The organism is Sinorhizobium sp. NFACC03 (assembly GCF_900103435.1).
Taxonomy (GTDB): Bacteria; Pseudomonadota; Alphaproteobacteria; order Rhizobiales; family Rhizobiaceae; genus Ensifer.
The window spans coordinates 60,497-77,240 of record NZ_FMXF01000004.1 but is presented as its reverse complement, the minus strand read 5'-3'; the positions used below and the strand labels follow the sequence as shown (position 1 = coordinate 77,240).

The 16,744-nt window shown below is 59.0% G+C and carries 16 protein-coding genes and 1 pseudogene; 7 read left to right on the top strand and 10 right to left on the bottom strand.

Annotated features, from left to right (window positions below):
- The first annotated feature begins 73 nt into the window (after positions 1 to 73).
- Genes BLU35_RS08725 through BLU35_RS08715 form a run of 3 tightly spaced genes read left to right on the top strand, consistent with a single transcriptional unit; the run spans position 74 to position 3,849 of the window.
- Positions 74 to 1,315, top strand: a complete 1,242-nt coding sequence (locus BLU35_RS08725; RefSeq protein WP_093232792.1) for a sugar ABC transporter substrate-binding protein — start codon at positions 74 to 76, stop codon at positions 1,313 to 1,315.
- A gap of 52 nt (positions 1,316 to 1,367) precedes the next feature.
- Positions 1,368 to 2,861 carry a sugar ABC transporter ATP-binding protein gene (locus BLU35_RS08720; RefSeq protein ID WP_093232791.1) on the top strand — a complete coding sequence of 498 codons (1,494 nt, stop codon included), beginning with the start codon at positions 1,368 to 1,370 and terminating at the stop codon, positions 2,859 to 2,861.
- Positions 2,851 to 3,849: an ABC transporter permease gene (locus tag BLU35_RS08715; protein WP_093232790.1), complete on the top strand. Its 999-nt coding sequence runs from the start codon at positions 2,851 to 2,853 to the stop codon at positions 3,847 to 3,849. The genes BLU35_RS08720 and BLU35_RS08715 overlap by 11 nt, the downstream gene beginning before the upstream one ends.
- 55 nt (positions 3,850 to 3,904) lie before the next feature.
- Here the strand turns inward: BLU35_RS08715 and BLU35_RS08710 are convergent, their stop codons facing one another.
- The gene (locus BLU35_RS08710) at positions 3,905 to 4,687 is read right to left on the bottom strand and encodes a shikimate dehydrogenase family protein (RefSeq protein ID WP_093232789.1); all 783 of its coding nucleotides are present in this window, start codon (positions 4,685 to 4,687) and stop codon (positions 3,905 to 3,907) included.
- 84 nt (positions 4,688 to 4,771) lie between these two features.
- Here BLU35_RS08710 and BLU35_RS08705 point away from each other — a divergent pair, with 84 nt between their 5' ends.
- The 4 genes from BLU35_RS08705 (at position 4,772) to BLU35_RS08690 (ending at position 8,788) form a co-directional block, all read left to right on the top strand.
- Positions 4,772 to 5,875, top strand: coding sequence for a glycerol dehydrogenase (locus BLU35_RS08705; protein WP_093232788.1), 1,104 nt, complete (start codon positions 4,772 to 4,774; stop codon positions 5,873 to 5,875).
- A 34-nt stretch (positions 5,876 to 5,909) separates the two neighbouring features.
- Positions 5,910 to 6,617, top strand: a complete 708-nt coding sequence (locus tag BLU35_RS08700; RefSeq protein WP_093232787.1) for an SDR family NAD(P)-dependent oxidoreductase — start codon at positions 5,910 to 5,912, stop codon at positions 6,615 to 6,617.
- A 12-nt stretch (positions 6,618 to 6,629) separates the two neighbouring features.
- A complete protein-coding gene (locus BLU35_RS08695; RefSeq protein WP_093232786.1) occupies positions 6,630 to 7,604 on the top strand; it encodes a zinc-binding dehydrogenase in 975 nt (324 codons plus the stop codon).
- Positions 7,605 to 7,882: 278 nt separating this feature from the next.
- Complete coding sequence (locus tag BLU35_RS08690) at positions 7,883 to 8,788, top strand: LysR substrate-binding domain-containing protein (protein ID WP_093232785.1); 906 nt, start codon at positions 7,883 to 7,885, stop codon at positions 8,786 to 8,788.
- 101 nt (positions 8,789 to 8,889) lie between these two features.
- Here the strand turns inward: BLU35_RS08690 and BLU35_RS08685 are convergent, their stop codons facing one another.
- The 9 genes and pseudogenes from BLU35_RS08685 to BLU35_RS08645 form a co-directional block, all read right to left on the bottom strand.
- On the bottom strand, positions 8,890 to 10,029 hold the full coding sequence (locus BLU35_RS08685) for an L-dopachrome tautomerase-related protein (protein WP_093232784.1): 1,140 nt from the start codon (positions 10,027 to 10,029) through the stop codon (positions 8,890 to 8,892).
- Positions 10,030 to 10,053: 24 nt separating this feature from the next.
- Positions 10,054 to 10,494 carry a putative quinol monooxygenase gene (locus BLU35_RS08680; protein ID WP_176907182.1) on the bottom strand — a complete coding sequence of 147 codons (441 nt, stop codon included), beginning with the start codon at positions 10,492 to 10,494 and terminating at the stop codon, positions 10,054 to 10,056.
- A 48-nt stretch (positions 10,495 to 10,542) separates the two neighbouring features.
- A complete protein-coding gene (locus BLU35_RS08675) occupies positions 10,543 to 11,049 on the bottom strand; it encodes a cupin domain-containing protein (RefSeq protein WP_176907180.1) in 507 nt (168 codons plus the stop codon).
- 256 nt (positions 11,050 to 11,305) lie between these two features.
- A pseudogene (locus BLU35_RS08670) lies at positions 11,306 to 12,312 on the bottom strand (IS630 family transposase); the annotation flags it as partial.
- Complete coding sequence (locus BLU35_RS08665) at positions 12,270 to 12,875, bottom strand: cation:proton antiporter domain-containing protein (protein WP_093232781.1); 606 nt, start codon at positions 12,873 to 12,875, stop codon at positions 12,270 to 12,272. The pseudogene BLU35_RS08670 and the gene BLU35_RS08665, both read right to left, overlap by 43 nt.
- A 5-nt stretch (positions 12,876 to 12,880) precedes the next feature.
- Entirely contained in the window at positions 12,881 to 13,222 is a 342-nt protein-coding gene (locus BLU35_RS08660) for a cation:proton antiporter domain-containing protein (RefSeq protein WP_176907178.1), read from the bottom strand.
- A 197-nt stretch (positions 13,223 to 13,419) separates the two neighbouring features.
- Positions 13,420 to 14,253 (bottom strand): aldo/keto reductase, encoded by an 834-nt coding sequence (locus BLU35_RS08655; protein WP_093232779.1) that lies wholly within the window; start codon positions 14,251 to 14,253, stop codon positions 13,420 to 13,422.
- Between the two features lie 16 nt (positions 14,254 to 14,269).
- Positions 14,270 to 15,295, bottom strand: a complete 1,026-nt coding sequence (locus BLU35_RS08650) for an LLM class oxidoreductase (protein ID WP_093232778.1) — start codon at positions 15,293 to 15,295, stop codon at positions 14,270 to 14,272.
- A 65-nt stretch (positions 15,296 to 15,360) separates the two neighbouring features.
- Positions 15,361 to 16,542, bottom strand: a complete 1,182-nt coding sequence (locus BLU35_RS08645) for an MFS transporter (protein WP_093232777.1) — start codon at positions 16,540 to 16,542, stop codon at positions 15,361 to 15,363.
- Between the last annotated feature and the right edge of the window lie 202 nt (positions 16,543 to 16,744).

The following is a 16,744-nucleotide window of genomic DNA, read 5'->3' as shown; positions in this document are numbered from 1 at the left end:
GGGAGGGTGCGCGGTTTCCGGTCCGCGTTGCGGATCGGTCATCACATCGAACTTCAACAGAGGGAGAGAGACTATGACGTTCCTGAAATCCGCATCGCTGATGCTGTGCACGGCCGCGTTGGCATTCGTCACGACGACGGCCACGGCCGCCGACAAGCACGAAATCTACAAGCTTTTACCAAATTCTGCGCTGTCTGGCGTCATCGAACCCAAATTGGCCGACCGTTCAGAAATGCCCAAAGGGCTGCCGACCGGTCCGCGCGACAAGAGCAAGAAACTGGTGATTGGCTGGACTGAGATCACTCTCGGAAACCCCTGGTTTGTCAGCGTCGTGGACACTGCCAAGGCCAAAGCCAATGAGTATGGCTACGAGCTCGATGTGCAGGTCGCTGACGGAGATCCAGCAAAAACGTCCGCCCAGATCGACGCGTTCATCGCAAAGAAAGTCGACGTGATCGTTATGGATCCGACTGATCTGGCCGCCGCAGCCGCGGACGCTCAACGCGCGGTCGACGCTGGCATTCCCGTGATCGCACTGGGAACGGTGCCGGATGAAAGCCCGATCCTCACCACAGTTCTCTTCAACCCCTATGGCAACGGCTTCGAGGCGGGCCGGTATGTCGCGCAACATTACGGTGCCGATAAGCAAATCACCGCTGCCGCCATCCTTGGTACCGTCGGCAACTCCACCTCGGAAAGCCGCGTCAACGGCATGATCACGGGCATCATCTACGAACGCTCTCAGCAACTTGGCCTCGGTCTCTCCAAAGAAGACGCGATGCTCGCCGGGTTCAACAAGTTTCTGCAACTGAAAACGAGCGGTTCCTTCGACTACCCCGAAGCGAAACTAAGCGTCGTCTCCATGGGCGTCGGACTCTGGACCGAGGAAGGCGGCCTCGATGCTGCCGAAGACATTCTCACCGCCCATTCGTCGAAGCTCGACATCATTCTCGCGGAGAACGATTTCATGGGCATGGGCGCGCTGCGCGCCATCGACAACCAGGGGCTAAAGGGCAAGATCGCGGTAGCGAGCGCGGCGGACGGTTTTCGCACCGCCCTCGAGCTGGTGAAGTCTGGTGACATGCTGGTCACGGGCCTTTGCTCTGGCTCGCATACCGGCGAAGGCGTCATGACGTTGATCAACCAGATCTTCGATAAGGGCTTCGACGCTAGAAACCTGCCGCTGGGTTCGTACTACCCGTCGCAGATCGTGACGGAGAAAAACGTCGACGAGTACATCGATCCGGATACGTCGAACCCCTTCTTCCGCTACACGGTTCCGCAGTTCAAGTCGATCGACGATCTCAACGGCTGAGGGCCAAATACGGCGGGCCTGTCCGGCCCGCCCCATCAGACAGGAGGTTATGATGGACCGCCTAGAAATGCGGGGGGTTTCCAAGGAGTTCGGCGGCATCGCCGCTCTTGACGATGCTCAGTTTTCCGCCCGGTCCGGCGAAGTGCACGCCCTTATGGGCGAAAATGGCGCCGGCAAATCGACTTTTATGAAGGTTCTCGCGGGCGCTTACCAGCATGACAGAGGCGAGATACGCATCGACGGTGAGCCAGTCAGCATTGCCAGTCCCCACGATGCGATGCGCCGCGGCATATCGATCATCTACCAGGAATTCTCCCTCGCTCAGCATCTGACAGTTGCCGAGAACATTCTGGTCGAATCGTTGGGGCACGGCTTCGTTATCAACAGGAAAGCTATGAGGGCGCGCGCCGCTGCGCTTCTTTCCGGGATGGGCTTTGACGATATCGATCCCGATGAAATCGTCGGCAATCTCACGGTCGCCCACCAGCAGGTCGTCGAGATCTGCAAGGCTCTCTCCCGAGAGTGCTCGATCCTGATACTGGATGAACCGACTGCCGTACTTACCAACCACGAAACTGAGAAGCTGTTCAAGCTCGTGCGGCAACTGCGTGACCGGGGCGTCTGTATCATCTACATCTCTCACCGCCTGGACGAGATCTTTAGCCTGTGCGATCGGGTGACCGTGCTCAAAGATGGCGCGACCGTCGGAACTTGGGAGACGGCCGCCCTCGATCACAAAAGCCTCGTCAATCTAATGATCGGCCGTGAGCTGACGGATTTTTTCCCGCAGCGAGAGGCAACCCTCGGTCCCATCGCCATGGAGGTTGAGAACCTGGCAACGGGAGCGCTCGTCTCCGGCGTCACATTCAATGTCAGACGCGGCGAGGTACTCGGGATAGGCGGTCTCGTCGGAGCCGGCCGAACGGAGGTTCTCCGTGCGATTTTCGGTGCCGATCCGCTCTCTGATGGCGAAGTTCGCCTGCAGGGGCGGGCCTTGAGCATCCGCCGACCGGGTGAGGCAGTCCGCGCCGGGATCGGGCTGGTGCCGGAGGATCGAAAACGCGAAGGATGTCTCCTGAACCTGCCGATTCTTACGAACGCGATGATGACTCCGGTCAACCCCCATCTCGGGTTCTTGGGATTGCTTCGGGGGCGTAAGGAGCGAGCCGTTACCGAGGCGCTACGGAAGGGGCTCAACCTGAAGACGGCGAGCATCGATGCGGAAGCCGGCACTTTATCGGGGGGCAACCAGCAAAAGGTTGTCCTGATGAAATGGCTGGTTTCCGGATGCGATGTACTTCTCCTCGACGAGCCCACGCGCGGCGTAGACGTAGGCGCCAAAGTTGAAATCTATCGCGTCATCAACGAACTGGCGGCCAACGGAGCCGCCATCGTCATGGTCTCCTCCGAAATGCTCGAGCTGATCGGCATGTGCGATCGAGTGGTCGTCATGCACTCTGGGCGCGTCGCCGGCGAGCTCTGCGGCGATCTCATAACGGAAGAGGCAATCATAGAATTGGCAATGGGGCCTGAAAATGTCCAGTAATCGAAGGGCCACCGGCCTCGTTTCCACGTTGATAAATTACAACATCTACATCATGCTGGCGGCACTTCTGGCTGTCTCCGCGATGTTGTCGGAGCACTTTCTGACTCTGCAGAATATCTCCAATCTGCTGCGGCAACTTGCGCCGCTGGCGCTCGTTTCTATCGGCATGCTGCTGGTGATCCTGACGGGTGGGATCGATCTCTCTGTCGGTTCGGTCGCGGCGATCGGCGGTATGGGCGTAGCCATGGCCATGCCGATGTTGCCCTTCGAAGGAGGATCAGCGCTCCTCGTATGCATTCTGGGCGCGGTGCTTTTCGGCAGCTTGCTGGGTGCTGTAAACGGAATACTTGTGGCCGGTTTCGGGATGGCGTCATTTGTCGCCACACTCGCGATGATGACCATGGCCCGCGGCCTCGCCTACATGCTGTCGAATGGTCAGCCTGTGCGCTTTCCGCGCGACCTGTCTACCGCCCAGGTCCTGACGGAGTTCGGCAGCAAAGGTATTCCCGGCGTCAACTTACCGTGGCCTGTGTTGTCCGTGCTGCTCGTGATCGCGCTATTCGTGTTTCTGCTCCGCCAGACAAACTGGGGGCGGCTCACCGTCGCAACCGGCAGTAACGAGAATGCAGTGCGCCTAGCCGGCCTTCCGGTGTGGCGATACAAGTTCCTCGCGTTCGTTATCTGCGGTGCCCTTTCGGCGCTTGCCGGTGTTTTCGTGACTGCCCGCACGGCCGTCGGAACGCCGATCACGGGTGTCGGGCTTGAGCTGGATGCCATTGCTGCCTGCGTCATCGGCGGCGCCCTGCTTTCAGGTGGCAAGGGCAGCCTCACGAACACGATGATAGGCGTTCTGATCCTCGGACTGATCGGCAACATCATGAATCTGATGAGCGTACCGGCCTATCCGCAGCAAATCATCAAAGGTGTCATCATCATTCTAGCGGTACTCATGCAAGGCATTGGCGCTAGAGCGACGAGACGCGTCTGAACTCCTCCCAGCCGCAAGCCTGGTCCGCATCGTTACCCGATGCGGACCCTTTTTTTTACTTGAGGAAATCCACCAGCAGTTGGACTTGCTGCTCGATCATATGGATTCCCTTATGGATATGGCACCCGCGTGCTTCTGCCGCGATCAACAATGGGGTCATGTCCGGCTGCATGACCACCTCGGCTACGACTGAGCCCTCATCCAGTTCAAGCGGGTTCACCGGCAGGGGATCCCCATCGTGCATGCCGAGCGCCGTTCCGTTCACAACCAAATCGTATCCGCCAGGATGCGCCGAACCCGCCACGACCCGTGCATGCGGAAAGAAACCAGCGAGCTGCCGTGCTAGATACTCCGCCTTCTCGGAGGACCGGTTGGCGATCGTCAGATCAGCGACGCCGGCTTGGAGCAAAGCGTGAGCCACACCGCTGGCGGCACCGCCTGCGCCAACAAGCAAGGTCCGACGCCCGGCGGGATCGCGTCCTTCGTGCCGAAGTCCCGCCACGAAGCCCTCTCCATCCAGCATCCCCCCCGTCAAACGTCCATCCGCCTCTTTGCGGACCACATTGCACGCCCCGACCAGTTCCGCAGCTCCGACCTTGCGGTCGCACAGTGCGGCCATCGACCCTTTGTGCGGAATGGTGATCACCATGCCCGCGACGTTTTCCACCGCCTGAAGGCTGGCCACGGTTTGTTCAAGCATGTCCGGCCGCACATCCAACGGCACCATAACCATGTCCACCCCTTGCCTTTCGCATTCGGCGTTGAAAAGAGGTGGAGTGCGCACATGTCGACAGGGATGGGCGAGAAGCGGAACGAAACGCGTTTTTCCAGAAATCATCGGTTTTTCCTCAACGAGACACTTTAGACGCTTGCGCGCCGTCAACAATTATATATCATATATGACGTATCAATGAGGGCAAAAATGACCTCCCCACTGAATATTTTCGACTCCGACCTCAAGGTTTTCGGTGCGCCGTCCCGCTACGTCCAGGGTCGCGGCATTCTTAACCGAACTGGCTCGTTTGCCGCTCAAATCGGAAAGAGCGCCGTCCTCGTCGCGGATTTCCATATCCTACCGCTCGTCGAGGACACGTTGCGGCAATCCTGCACAAAGGCTGGGTTGGCGCTGCAGGTCCTCCCATTCTCCGGGATCCTTGGTGTCGAAACAGCGCAGAGGTTATCCAGGGAGATGGGTGACTACACTCCAGAGATCGTCATAGCAGCCGGAGGTGGCCGCGCTATAGACGCCGGAAAGGCGTTGGCTGACACCCGCAATCTACGCCTTATCACTCTGCCCACAGTCGCCTCCAACGACGCGCCCACCAGCAAGAACTACGTACTTTACGACGAACACGAGGTTCTCGTCGAAGTCAGGCACCTCGCAAGAAACCCGGACTTCGTCGTTGTCGATACCGAGTTACTGGCCGGAGCGCCAAAGGCGATGTTCGCGGCAGGCCTCGGTGACGCGTTGTCAAAGAAGGCGGAGGCTCTCGCCTGTGCGGCTGGAAGCGGCGTAAACATGTTCCGCGCGCGTCCGACGCGGCTTGCCGGCATGATCGCTTCACTTTGTTATGAAACGTTGATGACAAGCGGCATGGCGGCATATGACACTGCGGGTTCCGGAATTCCGACGGACGATTTTGACGCAGCCGTCGAGGCGATGATACTGATGGCAGGGCTCGGCTTTGAAAGCGGTGGCCTTTCTGTTCCTCATGCATTGACGCGCGGTCTACCGCGTGTTCCGGGCGTCGCTGCCCGACCTCACGGATTTCAGGTGGCATACGGGCTTCTGGTCCATCACCAGTTGATGGGCGATGCAGTGCCCGCGGACCTTCAAGCTATATATCGCCATACGGGTCTGCCCCGAAGCCTTAGCTCTCTGGCCAACGGCCCCTTGAATCGACAGGACCTTAGAAGCGTCGCTGAGGCCTCGGTTTCGGTGCCGCACATGCTGAATTTTCCCCGACCCGTTACGACAGAATGCCTGGTGGATGCGATGTTGGCCGTTGAGGCCGAGGCCGCCTAGCGAGATCCAAATTCATAGGAAACAGGAGACAACTATGTCCAAGAACAACCTCGAACGGCCCCTGGCGGTCGTCACCGGAGGAGGAACAGGCATCGGGCGTGCGGTGTCAGAGCTTCTCGTCGAAAGCGGCTACGAGGTGGTGGCTATTGGCCTTGATCGCGACCCGGATTTGAACGGGCGGGTGCTTTTCCGACAAGCCGATATCACCGATACCGCAGCAAGCATTGCGGCGTTGCCAGAGGGCCCCCTCGCAGGCCTCGTAAATTGTGCCGGGATGCTGCGCCACCAGCAGGAATGGCAAACGGACGCGTTCGAAGAAGTGATGCGCGTCAACGTCACCGCCGGATTCGCCTTAGCGAACGCGTTAGTCGAACGCCTGGAGGCCGCAGGCGGCGCCGTGGTCAACGTCGCGTCCATGTGGGCGATCTTCGGCTCCCCCGGCGCGCCGGCCTACACCGCGAGTAAAGGCGCTGTCGCCGCCGTGACGCGTTCCCAGGCCGTTGCCTGGGCAAGCCGTGGAGTGCGGGTCAATTCCGTCGCGCCGGGCTGGGTTGAAACGCGCATATCCGAAAAGGCACGCAACGACGCCGAACGCGCGCAACGCATCGGCAGCCGAATCCCCATGGGACGCTGGGCGAAACCTGCCGAAGTGGCATCTGTGGTGCGTTTCCTCCTCTCCCAAGACGCTGGTTACGTGACAGGCGCGATGATCCCTGTAGATGGCGGCTACTCTGTTTGTTAAAGGGAATATGACATGAAAGCTTGGGTTCACGATGAGACGGGCGATCCGAACGTATTGCAACTGCGCGATAGACCGACACCCAGCCCGGGGCGGAACGAACTGCTCATCCGCAACCGGGCTATCGGTCTTAATCCGGTTGACTGGAAATTCATCCTCTGGGGCCATGACGCATGGGAATGGCCCCATATTCCCGGTGTCGACGGCGCCGGTGTCGTAGAAGCGGTCGGAGAAGGCGTATGCCACATCGAAGCCGGCGCGCGTATCGCCTATCACAACGACTTGCTTAAGCCCGGGTCGTTCGCAGAGTATACAGTGATCCCGGCTCGATCGGCCATTCCATTACCGAATGCTCTACCGTTTGCGGCGGCTGCAGCAATCCCCTGCCCTTGGCTTACCGCGCATCAGGCAATCGAGAAGGTGAATCTTGAGCCCGGTTCCCATGTGCTCGTTACGGGCGCCTCCGGTGCGGTGGGTGGAGCCCTGCTGCAATTGGCTCACTGCCAGGGTTGGATCGTCCACGCGGTTGGTTCGTCCCCACAATTCGACCGCCTCCAGAGGCTTGGCGCGGCGACGGTCACGGACTATCACCAAGAGGGATGGAAGGACGACTGGGCTCGGCGAGCTAAACTGCAGCCGCTCCAAGCCGTATTTGATATGGTCAGCGGCACTCACGCAGCGAGCCTCGCCCCGCTCCTAACGGCAAACGGCCACTTGGTTTGCATTCAAGACAGGCAAGAAACCGCACCTCTTCCCGCATTTTCCACGACCATCTCGCTCCACGAGGTCGGCCTCAACGCTATGCACTTGCACGCTTGTGACCGCCAATGGGGGCGGCTGGTAGCGGCGGGGAGCAAGATCGCCCAAGGCATTTCAAAGGGCGTTTTCGATCCGCAAATCATTGAAACTGCTCAATTCAGCGATCTCCCGAACGCGCTCAGTCGGCTCAAGGCCGGTCCGAACCCCGGCAATCGTGTCGTCGCGATTTAGCATCGAAAACCGAAGTGGCCGTCGTTCCCCTTTATGCACGACGCCTCTTCGCTCGTGGCGTATGGCGAGCGGGACTCTGACTACCAAAGCCCCCTCGGCCAACATTGGAAATTGCGCCATCTATCGCTGAACTACGGTTCCAGAGACTGTCTTATTGCAACCACAACGCCGGGGAACGAACTGTTAGGCCAGCCGATAGGAACTGGCCTAGCTTGCTTCTTATCGGCCACCCAACCGCATTGGGGAGGGCAACCGGATCGCATTGGAGAGGAAAGCGGATGGACAATAGAGCCGGTGAAATGTTGGTGTTCGTGAGGGTTGTGGAAGCCGGTAGCTTCTCCGAGGCGGCGCGACTGCTGTTGATGACGCCGTCCACCGTAAGCAGGCTTGTCCAACGCATTGAACAGCGGCTCGGCGTTCGGCTGCTCGAACGATCCACGCGCAAGTTAGTGATGACGGATGAAGGACGCCTGTACTATGAGCGAAGCAGTCAACTGCTTGCTGAACTCGAGGAGATCGAGGGCTCATTGACCCGCGACGCGCGTACCGCCCGCGGTACGATCCGCGTAAATGCGTCGGTCGCTTTTGGGACCTTCGGGATCGAGCCGCTGCTTATGGAATTCTGGAACACACATCCGAACATTGTCGTCAATCTCTCGCTATCAGACGAGATCATTGATCTCTACTTGGACCGCACTGACATCGCCTTTCGAGTGGGCGCCTTGACCGATTCCTCTTTAACGGCGCGACGCATCGGGCTAGCGCGCCGGCGAATGGTCGCCTCACCGGCGTATCTGAAAGAACACGGTACCCCGACAGCCATCGAAGACCTCGATGACCACAACTGTCTCGGGTTCAATTTCCGACGCTCAAAGCCAGTCTGGCCCCTTAGTCAAGGAGGCCGCATCGTTGACCGTCTGGTCCACGGCAACCTTCTTGCCAACAACGGCGAGACGGTCCGACGGCTTGCCGTCGCCGGGGCCGGAATAGCCCGACTTGCTGACTTTCACGTTCACGCCGATTTGGCCGCCGGGAACTTGGTCGAGATCCTGGCCGATACCGGTCAGGACACCGAGGAAGTGCATGCAATTTTCCTGGGCGGCCAAAACGTCCCGCAGCGCGTTCGGCTCTTTCTTGATTTCATGGTGCCACGACTTCAGACCTTTATGTCGGGACTATCTTAGCCCTGATTAGCGGCGCAACTTCCGGTGCTTCCGCGGAGCACGGAAACGAGACAAGGGCGGCTCTTTCGAGCCGCCCTTGTCTTCACGCAATCTAGGAATCGCTATTCCTTGTCATTCAACTTCAGCCTGTGGACGTAGTAGGGAGGAGATGAAACGTCTTCTCCGTTGTTCAACGCCGCCAACGTGTTCAATTCGTTGGAGACGATGTATAGCCACCCGTCCTTCGAAACTGAAACGCCGTCCGGCCAAGTCAGTTTTTCTTTGTCTTGCGCAAGTATCTTGTAGCCTGCTGGCGAAGTCACGCCGACGGCGAAGTTCTCGACATCTGTCACGTAGACCCGCCCCTTGCCATCCACGTCAAAGCCGTCGGTCTCCGGCTTGTCGGCGTAGCGTTCGATCCGCTTGGATAGCGCGCCATCGTCCAGTGATGAATCTGCGATCACTTCCGCCGGGATGCGGTAGACGACTTTATTGCCCATCGCCCCAAAGTAGATCCAATTGAAATCGGGATCGATCGAAACAGGATTCAGCGGGTACGTCGGCGGAAAAGACGGACCGTTTTTCGGTTTGTGCAGGACGGTTGTGCCGTCGATGACTATAGGCTCGCCGCTCGGGCTGAAGCTCGGGTCGTTCTCGAGGACGCGGCGCGTCATTCCGGTTTTGAGATCGACGATGACGAACGCTGGATTGCTCGGTGCCGGCCCTTCGTCGCTTGCGAAGGGCTGAGTCATGTCCGCAAGGATCGCCACGCCACGCTTCACATCGACGGCGAAGTCCTGCAAGAAGGAGTTGTCACGCAATACCGGATCGGGGATGAAGAACACTTTCTTCAACTGTCCGCTGTCTAGGTCCCAGCCGACGAGCTTCGGCGGCTGAGCGGGCGTGGCCGAGCGATTTCCCATGTCAAGGACCCACAGGGTCCCGTCGGACGTCGCCTGGATTCCGATCGTTGAATTGATACCCACCACGTCCCGCGGGCCGGGCTTGCCTGACCAAGCCTTGTCCGGGAACGGCTTGGTGGTTCCGTCCTTGAGAATTTCGACGACGTTGAGTTTTGATCCGCCCAATGCCGACATCGTCACGAACAATCTACCATCATCGCTGATCGCCGGATTACCCGGCCTAAAATCGGAGAATTTCGCAATGGTTTCGAGTTCGCCAGCCGACGCGACCGCGATGAAAGTCAGCGCGCCTGCTGCAACGGCAGCGGCAGCCAACGCCATTTTCAATGGGGAACTCATGATACTACCTTTCTGTTGTAGGGTTCAAACGGCACGAAGCACGGAAACTTGGATCGGACTCGCGACCAGTGGCTCGATCTCGCGAAACCAGCGTTTGGTGTGCTCGGCATCCTTGTGCGCCTGGAATGCTTCTTCAGTGGCGAAGATCTCGTAGAAGAGTATGAGACCCGGCACGTCAGCGCCCCGATGGGTCTGAAAGAGAAGGTTTCCGGGTTCGTTTTTGCGAACTTCACCCATCAAGTGACTGCTGATTTCCGCGAGTTTGTTTTCCCGTCCTCCGCTCGCCTGAAGGTAGGCGACGACTGTCACTGCGCCTCGCGGAAGTTCGAAAGGCCGGACGGTGCCTGCAGCAGTCTGCGCGTTGGCGGACGCCGTGAAAGCCGCGGTCAATAGCGCTCCCGCGCCGAGGCCTTTCGCCAGGTGGCGTCGAGTTACGCCACCCCCCTGTCCATGTTCAGTGGTCATTGGATTCTCCGACATCGTTTGAGGATGAATTTTGTCGACGCACGCCGACTATTTCGGCTGCTCTGTGGAGATGAAGGACTTGTCAGCACCCTCGCCGACGAAGACGACGTCAGACGGGTCCCGCGGGGGCGTTTCTATCGTTACGAAGACAAGCGGCCCTTCGATCAGTTCCGGAAACGAGTGCACCGTCCCCTTCTTGACGAAAATCGTCGTGCCCGGACCGATTTCCTGAGCGGGCTGGTCACCAACCGCAAACTTTGCACGGCCGGAAACCAGGTAGTTGTAGACGTCGCTGCGTTCGTGCTTGTGCGCCGGAATTGTTTGATACACGCGCTCAACGCGCAGACCCGATGTGGGCTGCTCCACCAGGCGCTTGTCGACCACAACGGTGTCGGCCGTGGAAGGAAAGTCTCTTGCCACTTCAGGGGCATTGAAGACGATGTAATCTTCAGAAGCCCCTTCAGCAGCCGCAGGGCTAACGCCTGAAAGACCGAGCGGGAGGGCGATGATGGCAGCGGCGAACAGTGTCTGCCATTTTTTATCTTTCGTATGCATTGGCATCTCCTTGTAATATTTAAGTCAATACATTAAGTGCCGTCACGTCACTTATGTTTTACGATGACGACGCCATGTATTCTGTCGGAAAATATTTTCTTGATAATCCGGACAAGCTTCACATCACTTGTGAATCTGGACGCAGGACTTGAGACGCCACATAACTGGCGAAGGCCGCGCAATGGCGGCCTTCGCTCCCGTGGCTCGATGAAAAATGTCGGCGGCGGCTTCGAAACCGTGCATTTTTCAAGAGTAGCTAGTGTATTGATTCCAACGCTTGGTGCCCACGTTTGACTGCGGCAATGATTTCGTCTGGGTCGGCTTTCCACACGAATGGTCGCGGCTCTTGATTGTGCTCTTTGATGAAGCGGTTGATGGCTGTTTGAAGGTCAACGACGGAATGAAAGACGCCGTATTTCAATCGTCGGCGTGTGAGTTTTGCAAAGAAGCCCTCGACTGCGTTGAGCCATGAGCAGGATGTTGGGACGAAGTGGAAGGTCCATCGTGGATGCCTTGTCAGCCAGGCGCGGACCTTTGGCTGCTTATGGGCGGCATAGTTGTCGAGAATGACGTGGACGGCCTTGTCCTTCGGCAGCTCCGCCTCGATGGCGTTGAGAAAGCGGATGAACTCCTGAGGCGATGACGCTGCATGTAGCGGCCAATCACCGAGCCGTCGAGGATGTTGAGAGCCGCAAACAGGGTGGTGGTGCCGTGGCGCTTGTAATCATGGGTCATCGTGCCGCCGCGCCCTTTCTTGATGGGCAGGCCCGGCTGTGTCCGATCAAGTGCCTGGATCTGGCTTTTTTCATCGACGGACAGGACAATGGCATGGGCTGGCGGCGAGACGTATAGCCCGACGACGTCATGTAGCTTCTCGGCAAAAGCCTTGTCATTCGATAGTTTGAATCTGCGCCAGCGGTGCGGCGCAAGACCATGCTCGTGCCAGATCTTGACGACGGAAGAGGCCGCAATCCCGACCGCCTTGGCCATAGCACGAACGGTCCAGTGCGTGGCTTCCTGCTGCGGCGCTTCCAGCGTCAGCGCCACCACCCGATCGACCAACTCGGTATCGAGGGGCGCAATGCCGGGTGGTCGGCTCTTGTCGCGCAACAGACCATCCACACCTTCGGCCATGAAGCGCTCCTGCCAGCGCCAGACGCAGGTCTTGGATTTGCCAGTCGCCTCCATGATCGCGACGGTCCCAAGATCATCGCCGCTCATCAAAATGATCTTCGCTCGCCACACGTGCTTCTGCGGCGAGCTTGATAGGGGAAGTCACCGGGCAGTGTCATCACCATGATCAGCGACAGCGCCCCCCGCATGCCCGACCACCCGGCAACAAGGCTCTCCGCCCACGGCCATCTATAGCCTGCTTTACTCATCCGACGTGCGACATTTGGCAACGATAATCCGATTGCCAGGGCGAAAAGCAACCGCGTCAGAACAACAGCCGCGGTGACCAGCACGCATACCTGCAGAACCCCGAGGTCCGCAGCCGTTCCTTGAACAGCAAGAGGCAGTTGTAGTCCCACGAGTACAAAGAGGATCGCGGTTAGCAAAAAGATCAATGTGTTCCAGAAGCCGTACCCAACCAAACGGGATTGTGGTTCGTCAACAACCGCCGATCTGGCCCCTGCCACACGGCCGGCGACCCCTGCCGCCAGAATAGCGGACACGTGCAAGGCCTCCGCAGGTAGGAACGCGAGGTACGCACCGGATAGGGTAACTATCGGAGCGACGAGTGCGTGAGACACCCGGCTATTGATGATCGACACCAGATAGCCGACGAGCAATCCAATCGCGATGCCGCCGACCGCAGTCGTCATCAGCGTCAACGGGGCGTCGGCAATCGAGAATGTGCCCGATAACACCGCATCAAGAGCTCTAGAGCATAGATCACCAAAGGCGTAAAATCATTCAGAAGATTCTCCCCGTCGAGCAGGCCGACCAGGCGAGGAGAGACGCCCAATCGGCGCGCGACTGTGAGAAAGGCGACAGGATCCGTGGGGCCGAGAATGGCTCCAGCAACCAGTGCAACATCCCAAGGCAGGCCGGCGAAGAAATGGAGTACACCCGCGACCGCCGCGACGGTGAGCGCAACGAGCGGAAGTGCAAGCAAGCCGACAGCAAGCGCATTGGCGCGAATCGGCTGCTTCTGCCGAAAGGCGCTCACAGCTTCTCCTGGCCGGCCGCCGTTAGGTGGCACAGTTTCTACTGGCAGGCGTGACCGCTATGCTGACTCCAAGCACTTCATGGGTGCCCGAAGCCAGCATAGATCGAGGTCCGACGGTGTGCGTTGGCTCCCCGGGGTTGCCGCGTTCGAAATCAACGCCGCGCAACTATTCCCGAATGACCAGTCCCTCCCCGGCTTCAGGCAGCCATGTCCCAGGCCGGAGCGAGACCCTCTGGAGAGACGATCCGGCCGTCAGGCTTGGCTAGTGCGTGAATGGCGGACATTTCGGCGGCGGAAAGCTCGAAATCAAAGACCGCAAAATTTTCGGCAGCGCGGGCTTCGCCTACTGTCTTGGACAGCGCCACGATGCCTGGTTGCTGGACGAGCCAACGCAAAACGATCTGTGCGACCGACTTATTGTGCTTTGCGCCGATGTCATTAAGCACGGGATCGGCGAAGACCTTGCCGTCGGCCATACCGTAATACCCTGTTACCGACATACCCGCAGCCGACGCAGCCGCGATCACCACGTCCTGGTTAAGGTACGGGTGGTACTCGATCTGGTTTGTGACGAGCGGAGCCTTGGAAAGCTTGACCGCTTCGGCCATTAGTCGTGTGTTGAAATTGGAAACGCCGATATGGCGCACCCTGCCGGCTTCTTTGACCTCATTCAACGCCACGATCTGCTCGGCAAGAGAAACGACGTCGTTCGGCCAGTGCAAGAGAAGCAGGTCCACATAGTCCGTCTTGAGCTTCTTGAGGCTCTCGTCGACCGATTTGATGAAGTCATCATGTTTGTAGTTCTCGACCCACACCTTGGTCGTCAGGAAGATTTCGCCACGATCAACGCCTGAATCGACGATCGCCTGGCCAACTTCCGCCTCGTTGCCATAGATTTGCGCCGTGTCGACATGACGAAAGCCGACACTCAGAGCGTGGGGAACTATTTTCAGGACGTCCGGACCAGGCATCCGGAAAGTGCCGAAGCCGAGAGCCGGAATGCTGGCGCCGTTAGCTGTGACATTGTGCATAGGTTCTTCTCCGAGGTTATTCCGCAGCGGCGTTCGTCGCGAGAGATTGTGAATTGAAGGCAGGTAGGACATCGCGAGCCAACTCATCGATCACCTCGTCGAGGGGACGGCGGGACGGGCGCAACAACAGGGCCATATGGTCGACGCCCGCGTCCTCAAGCGCACTAAGATGTTCTATGAAGGCTTTTCGTCCGGTGCGTGCGCCGAAGCGGCGCGGAGTCGGTTGCTCGTCCGGATCATCGGCGAGATCGAGATGGAAGGCGCTGATGAATGCACCGCGGGGCAAACCGAGGCCGCTGCGAGCGTTGGTCCACTCTCGCGCCTGGAGGGCCAGCCGCTCCAGACCGTTCGGATAAACGAACCGCCCCTGCATGTTCGCTGCGATCCAATCCGGGCTCTGCCTGCCCTGACCGGCGATCACCATTGGGATTTGCGGTTGATGGGGTTTGGGGAGCAGATCAAGGTTCGGTTCAACCCTCCCGTCCCCGATCGGCAACCCGTCGTTTTTCCACGCGTCGCGAAGATACGAGACAGCGCTTTGGAAGGCTTCTCCGCGGCTTTCGAAATCGAGACCGAGCAGCGGATATTCCACCGGCCGATCGCCGGAGGCAACGCCGAGGATCAGCCGCCCACCTGACAAACTGTCGACGGAAGCAGCAGCCTTGGCTACCATCATTGGATGGCGCAACGGCAAGACGACTGCCGCCGTACCGAGGGCAACATTCTTCGTAATACCCGCGAGGAACCCCAGGTTGACAAAGGGGTCGTATACAGACCCGGCATCTCCGAAATTATTGGGATCGAAGACTGGTACATCGCGCATCCAGACGGCTGCGAAGCCTGAGCGATCGACCTGCCGCACCAGATCGGGATATCGGGTTAGGTCGGGAACCCCAAAAGGGCGAGCTTCGGCGATGCGCTGTTCCTCCCTTTCCGGTGACCAGTCGTTGTCGAGGGGCAGTTCGATGCCAAGGGTCAGGCCACCGCCAGGCTTGCGGATCCGGTCAAGCGCAAGGAACTGACCAGCATTTGAAGTAGACATTGGATTCTCCGGAATGAGGTTCGAGAAGAAACGCCCGGCACTTCTCGCGCCGGGCGTGACGAAGATCACACAGCCTTGAGGAGGGGAGCCGCACGCCGGTCCAATGCGCCACTCCACATCGTCAACAGCAAAGCCACAACGACGAGGATCGCCCCGACCCAGGGGGTCGCACCAAGCCCTAGCGGAGACTCGACTACCAAACCGCCGAGCCAAGCACCTATGGCAATGCCGAGATTGAAAGCGGCGATATTAAGTGCCGACGCGACGTCGACAGCGCCCGGGCGGTGTTCCTTGGCTAGCTTCACCACATAGAGCTGGAGGCCAGGAACGTTGCCGAACTGAAGGAAGCCGAGGGCAACGAGCGTGATGATCGCGAGGATTGGAGAACCAGCGGTGAAGGTCAGGACCACCAGCACGGCCGCTTGAAGGCTGAACATACCGACCAGCGCCTTGACGGGATTGCTGTTGGCAATCTTGCCGCCGGCGATGTTGCCGATGGCGATGGCGATACCATAGAGCACGAGGATCAGGCTCACACTTTGCTCGGAGAAGCCGGTGATTTCCTGGAGGATAGGAGCGAGGAAGGTGAACGCCACGAATGTGCCGCCATATCCGAGGGCGGTCATGGCGAAGACAATCAGCAAGCGACCGGAACCGAGAACACGCACCTGATCAAGCAGGCTCGCCGGAGGCGCCTTTTTCAGGTTGTTCGGCAGAAGAGCAGCGATCCCGAGGAAAGCAACGACGCCCAGCGCGGCAACGGCCCAGAACGTCGCGCGCCAGCCCAACAGCTGACCGATGTACGTTCCGAGCGGAACTCCGGTAACGATGGCAACAGTCAGTCCCATGAACATCATGGCAATGGCTGATGCCCGACGGTTTTCTGGCACTAGATCTGCGGCGATGGTGGATCCCACGGAGAAGAAGACGCCGTGCGCGAAGGCTGCGAGCACGCGGGCGACGAGCAGGAGCTCATAGCTCGGCGAAAGCGCCGCGATCGTGTTGCCGACTACAAACAAAGCCATCAGCCCGAGCAAGAGCGGTTTCCTCTCCACCTTCCCCGTCAGAGCGGTGAGGATCGGCGCGCCGAAGGTGACGCCCAGTGCGTAGACGCTGACGATCAAGCCGGCGAGCGGGAGGGTAATGTTGAGATCGGTAGCAACGGTCGGCAAAAGGCCGACGATTACGAATTCAGTTGTTCCGATTGCGTACGCCGCAATCGTCAACGCAAAGATAGCTAAGGGCATAGAAAAATCCTCTCGCCTCACGCCCGCGTGAGGTAGCTTGGACAGCGGCGCTGTCGGTGGAAGGAGTGCTGCATGGCAATATGGCGAAGGAAGCCGAGAGTGATAATCCGCGGGCGCTGATAAGAACCTTTGAAGCAGTTTCACAAACCAGCAGCCGCAGGCCCGCGATTCACAGGGGAATTGGTTTCCCGCTTAGGCGGAT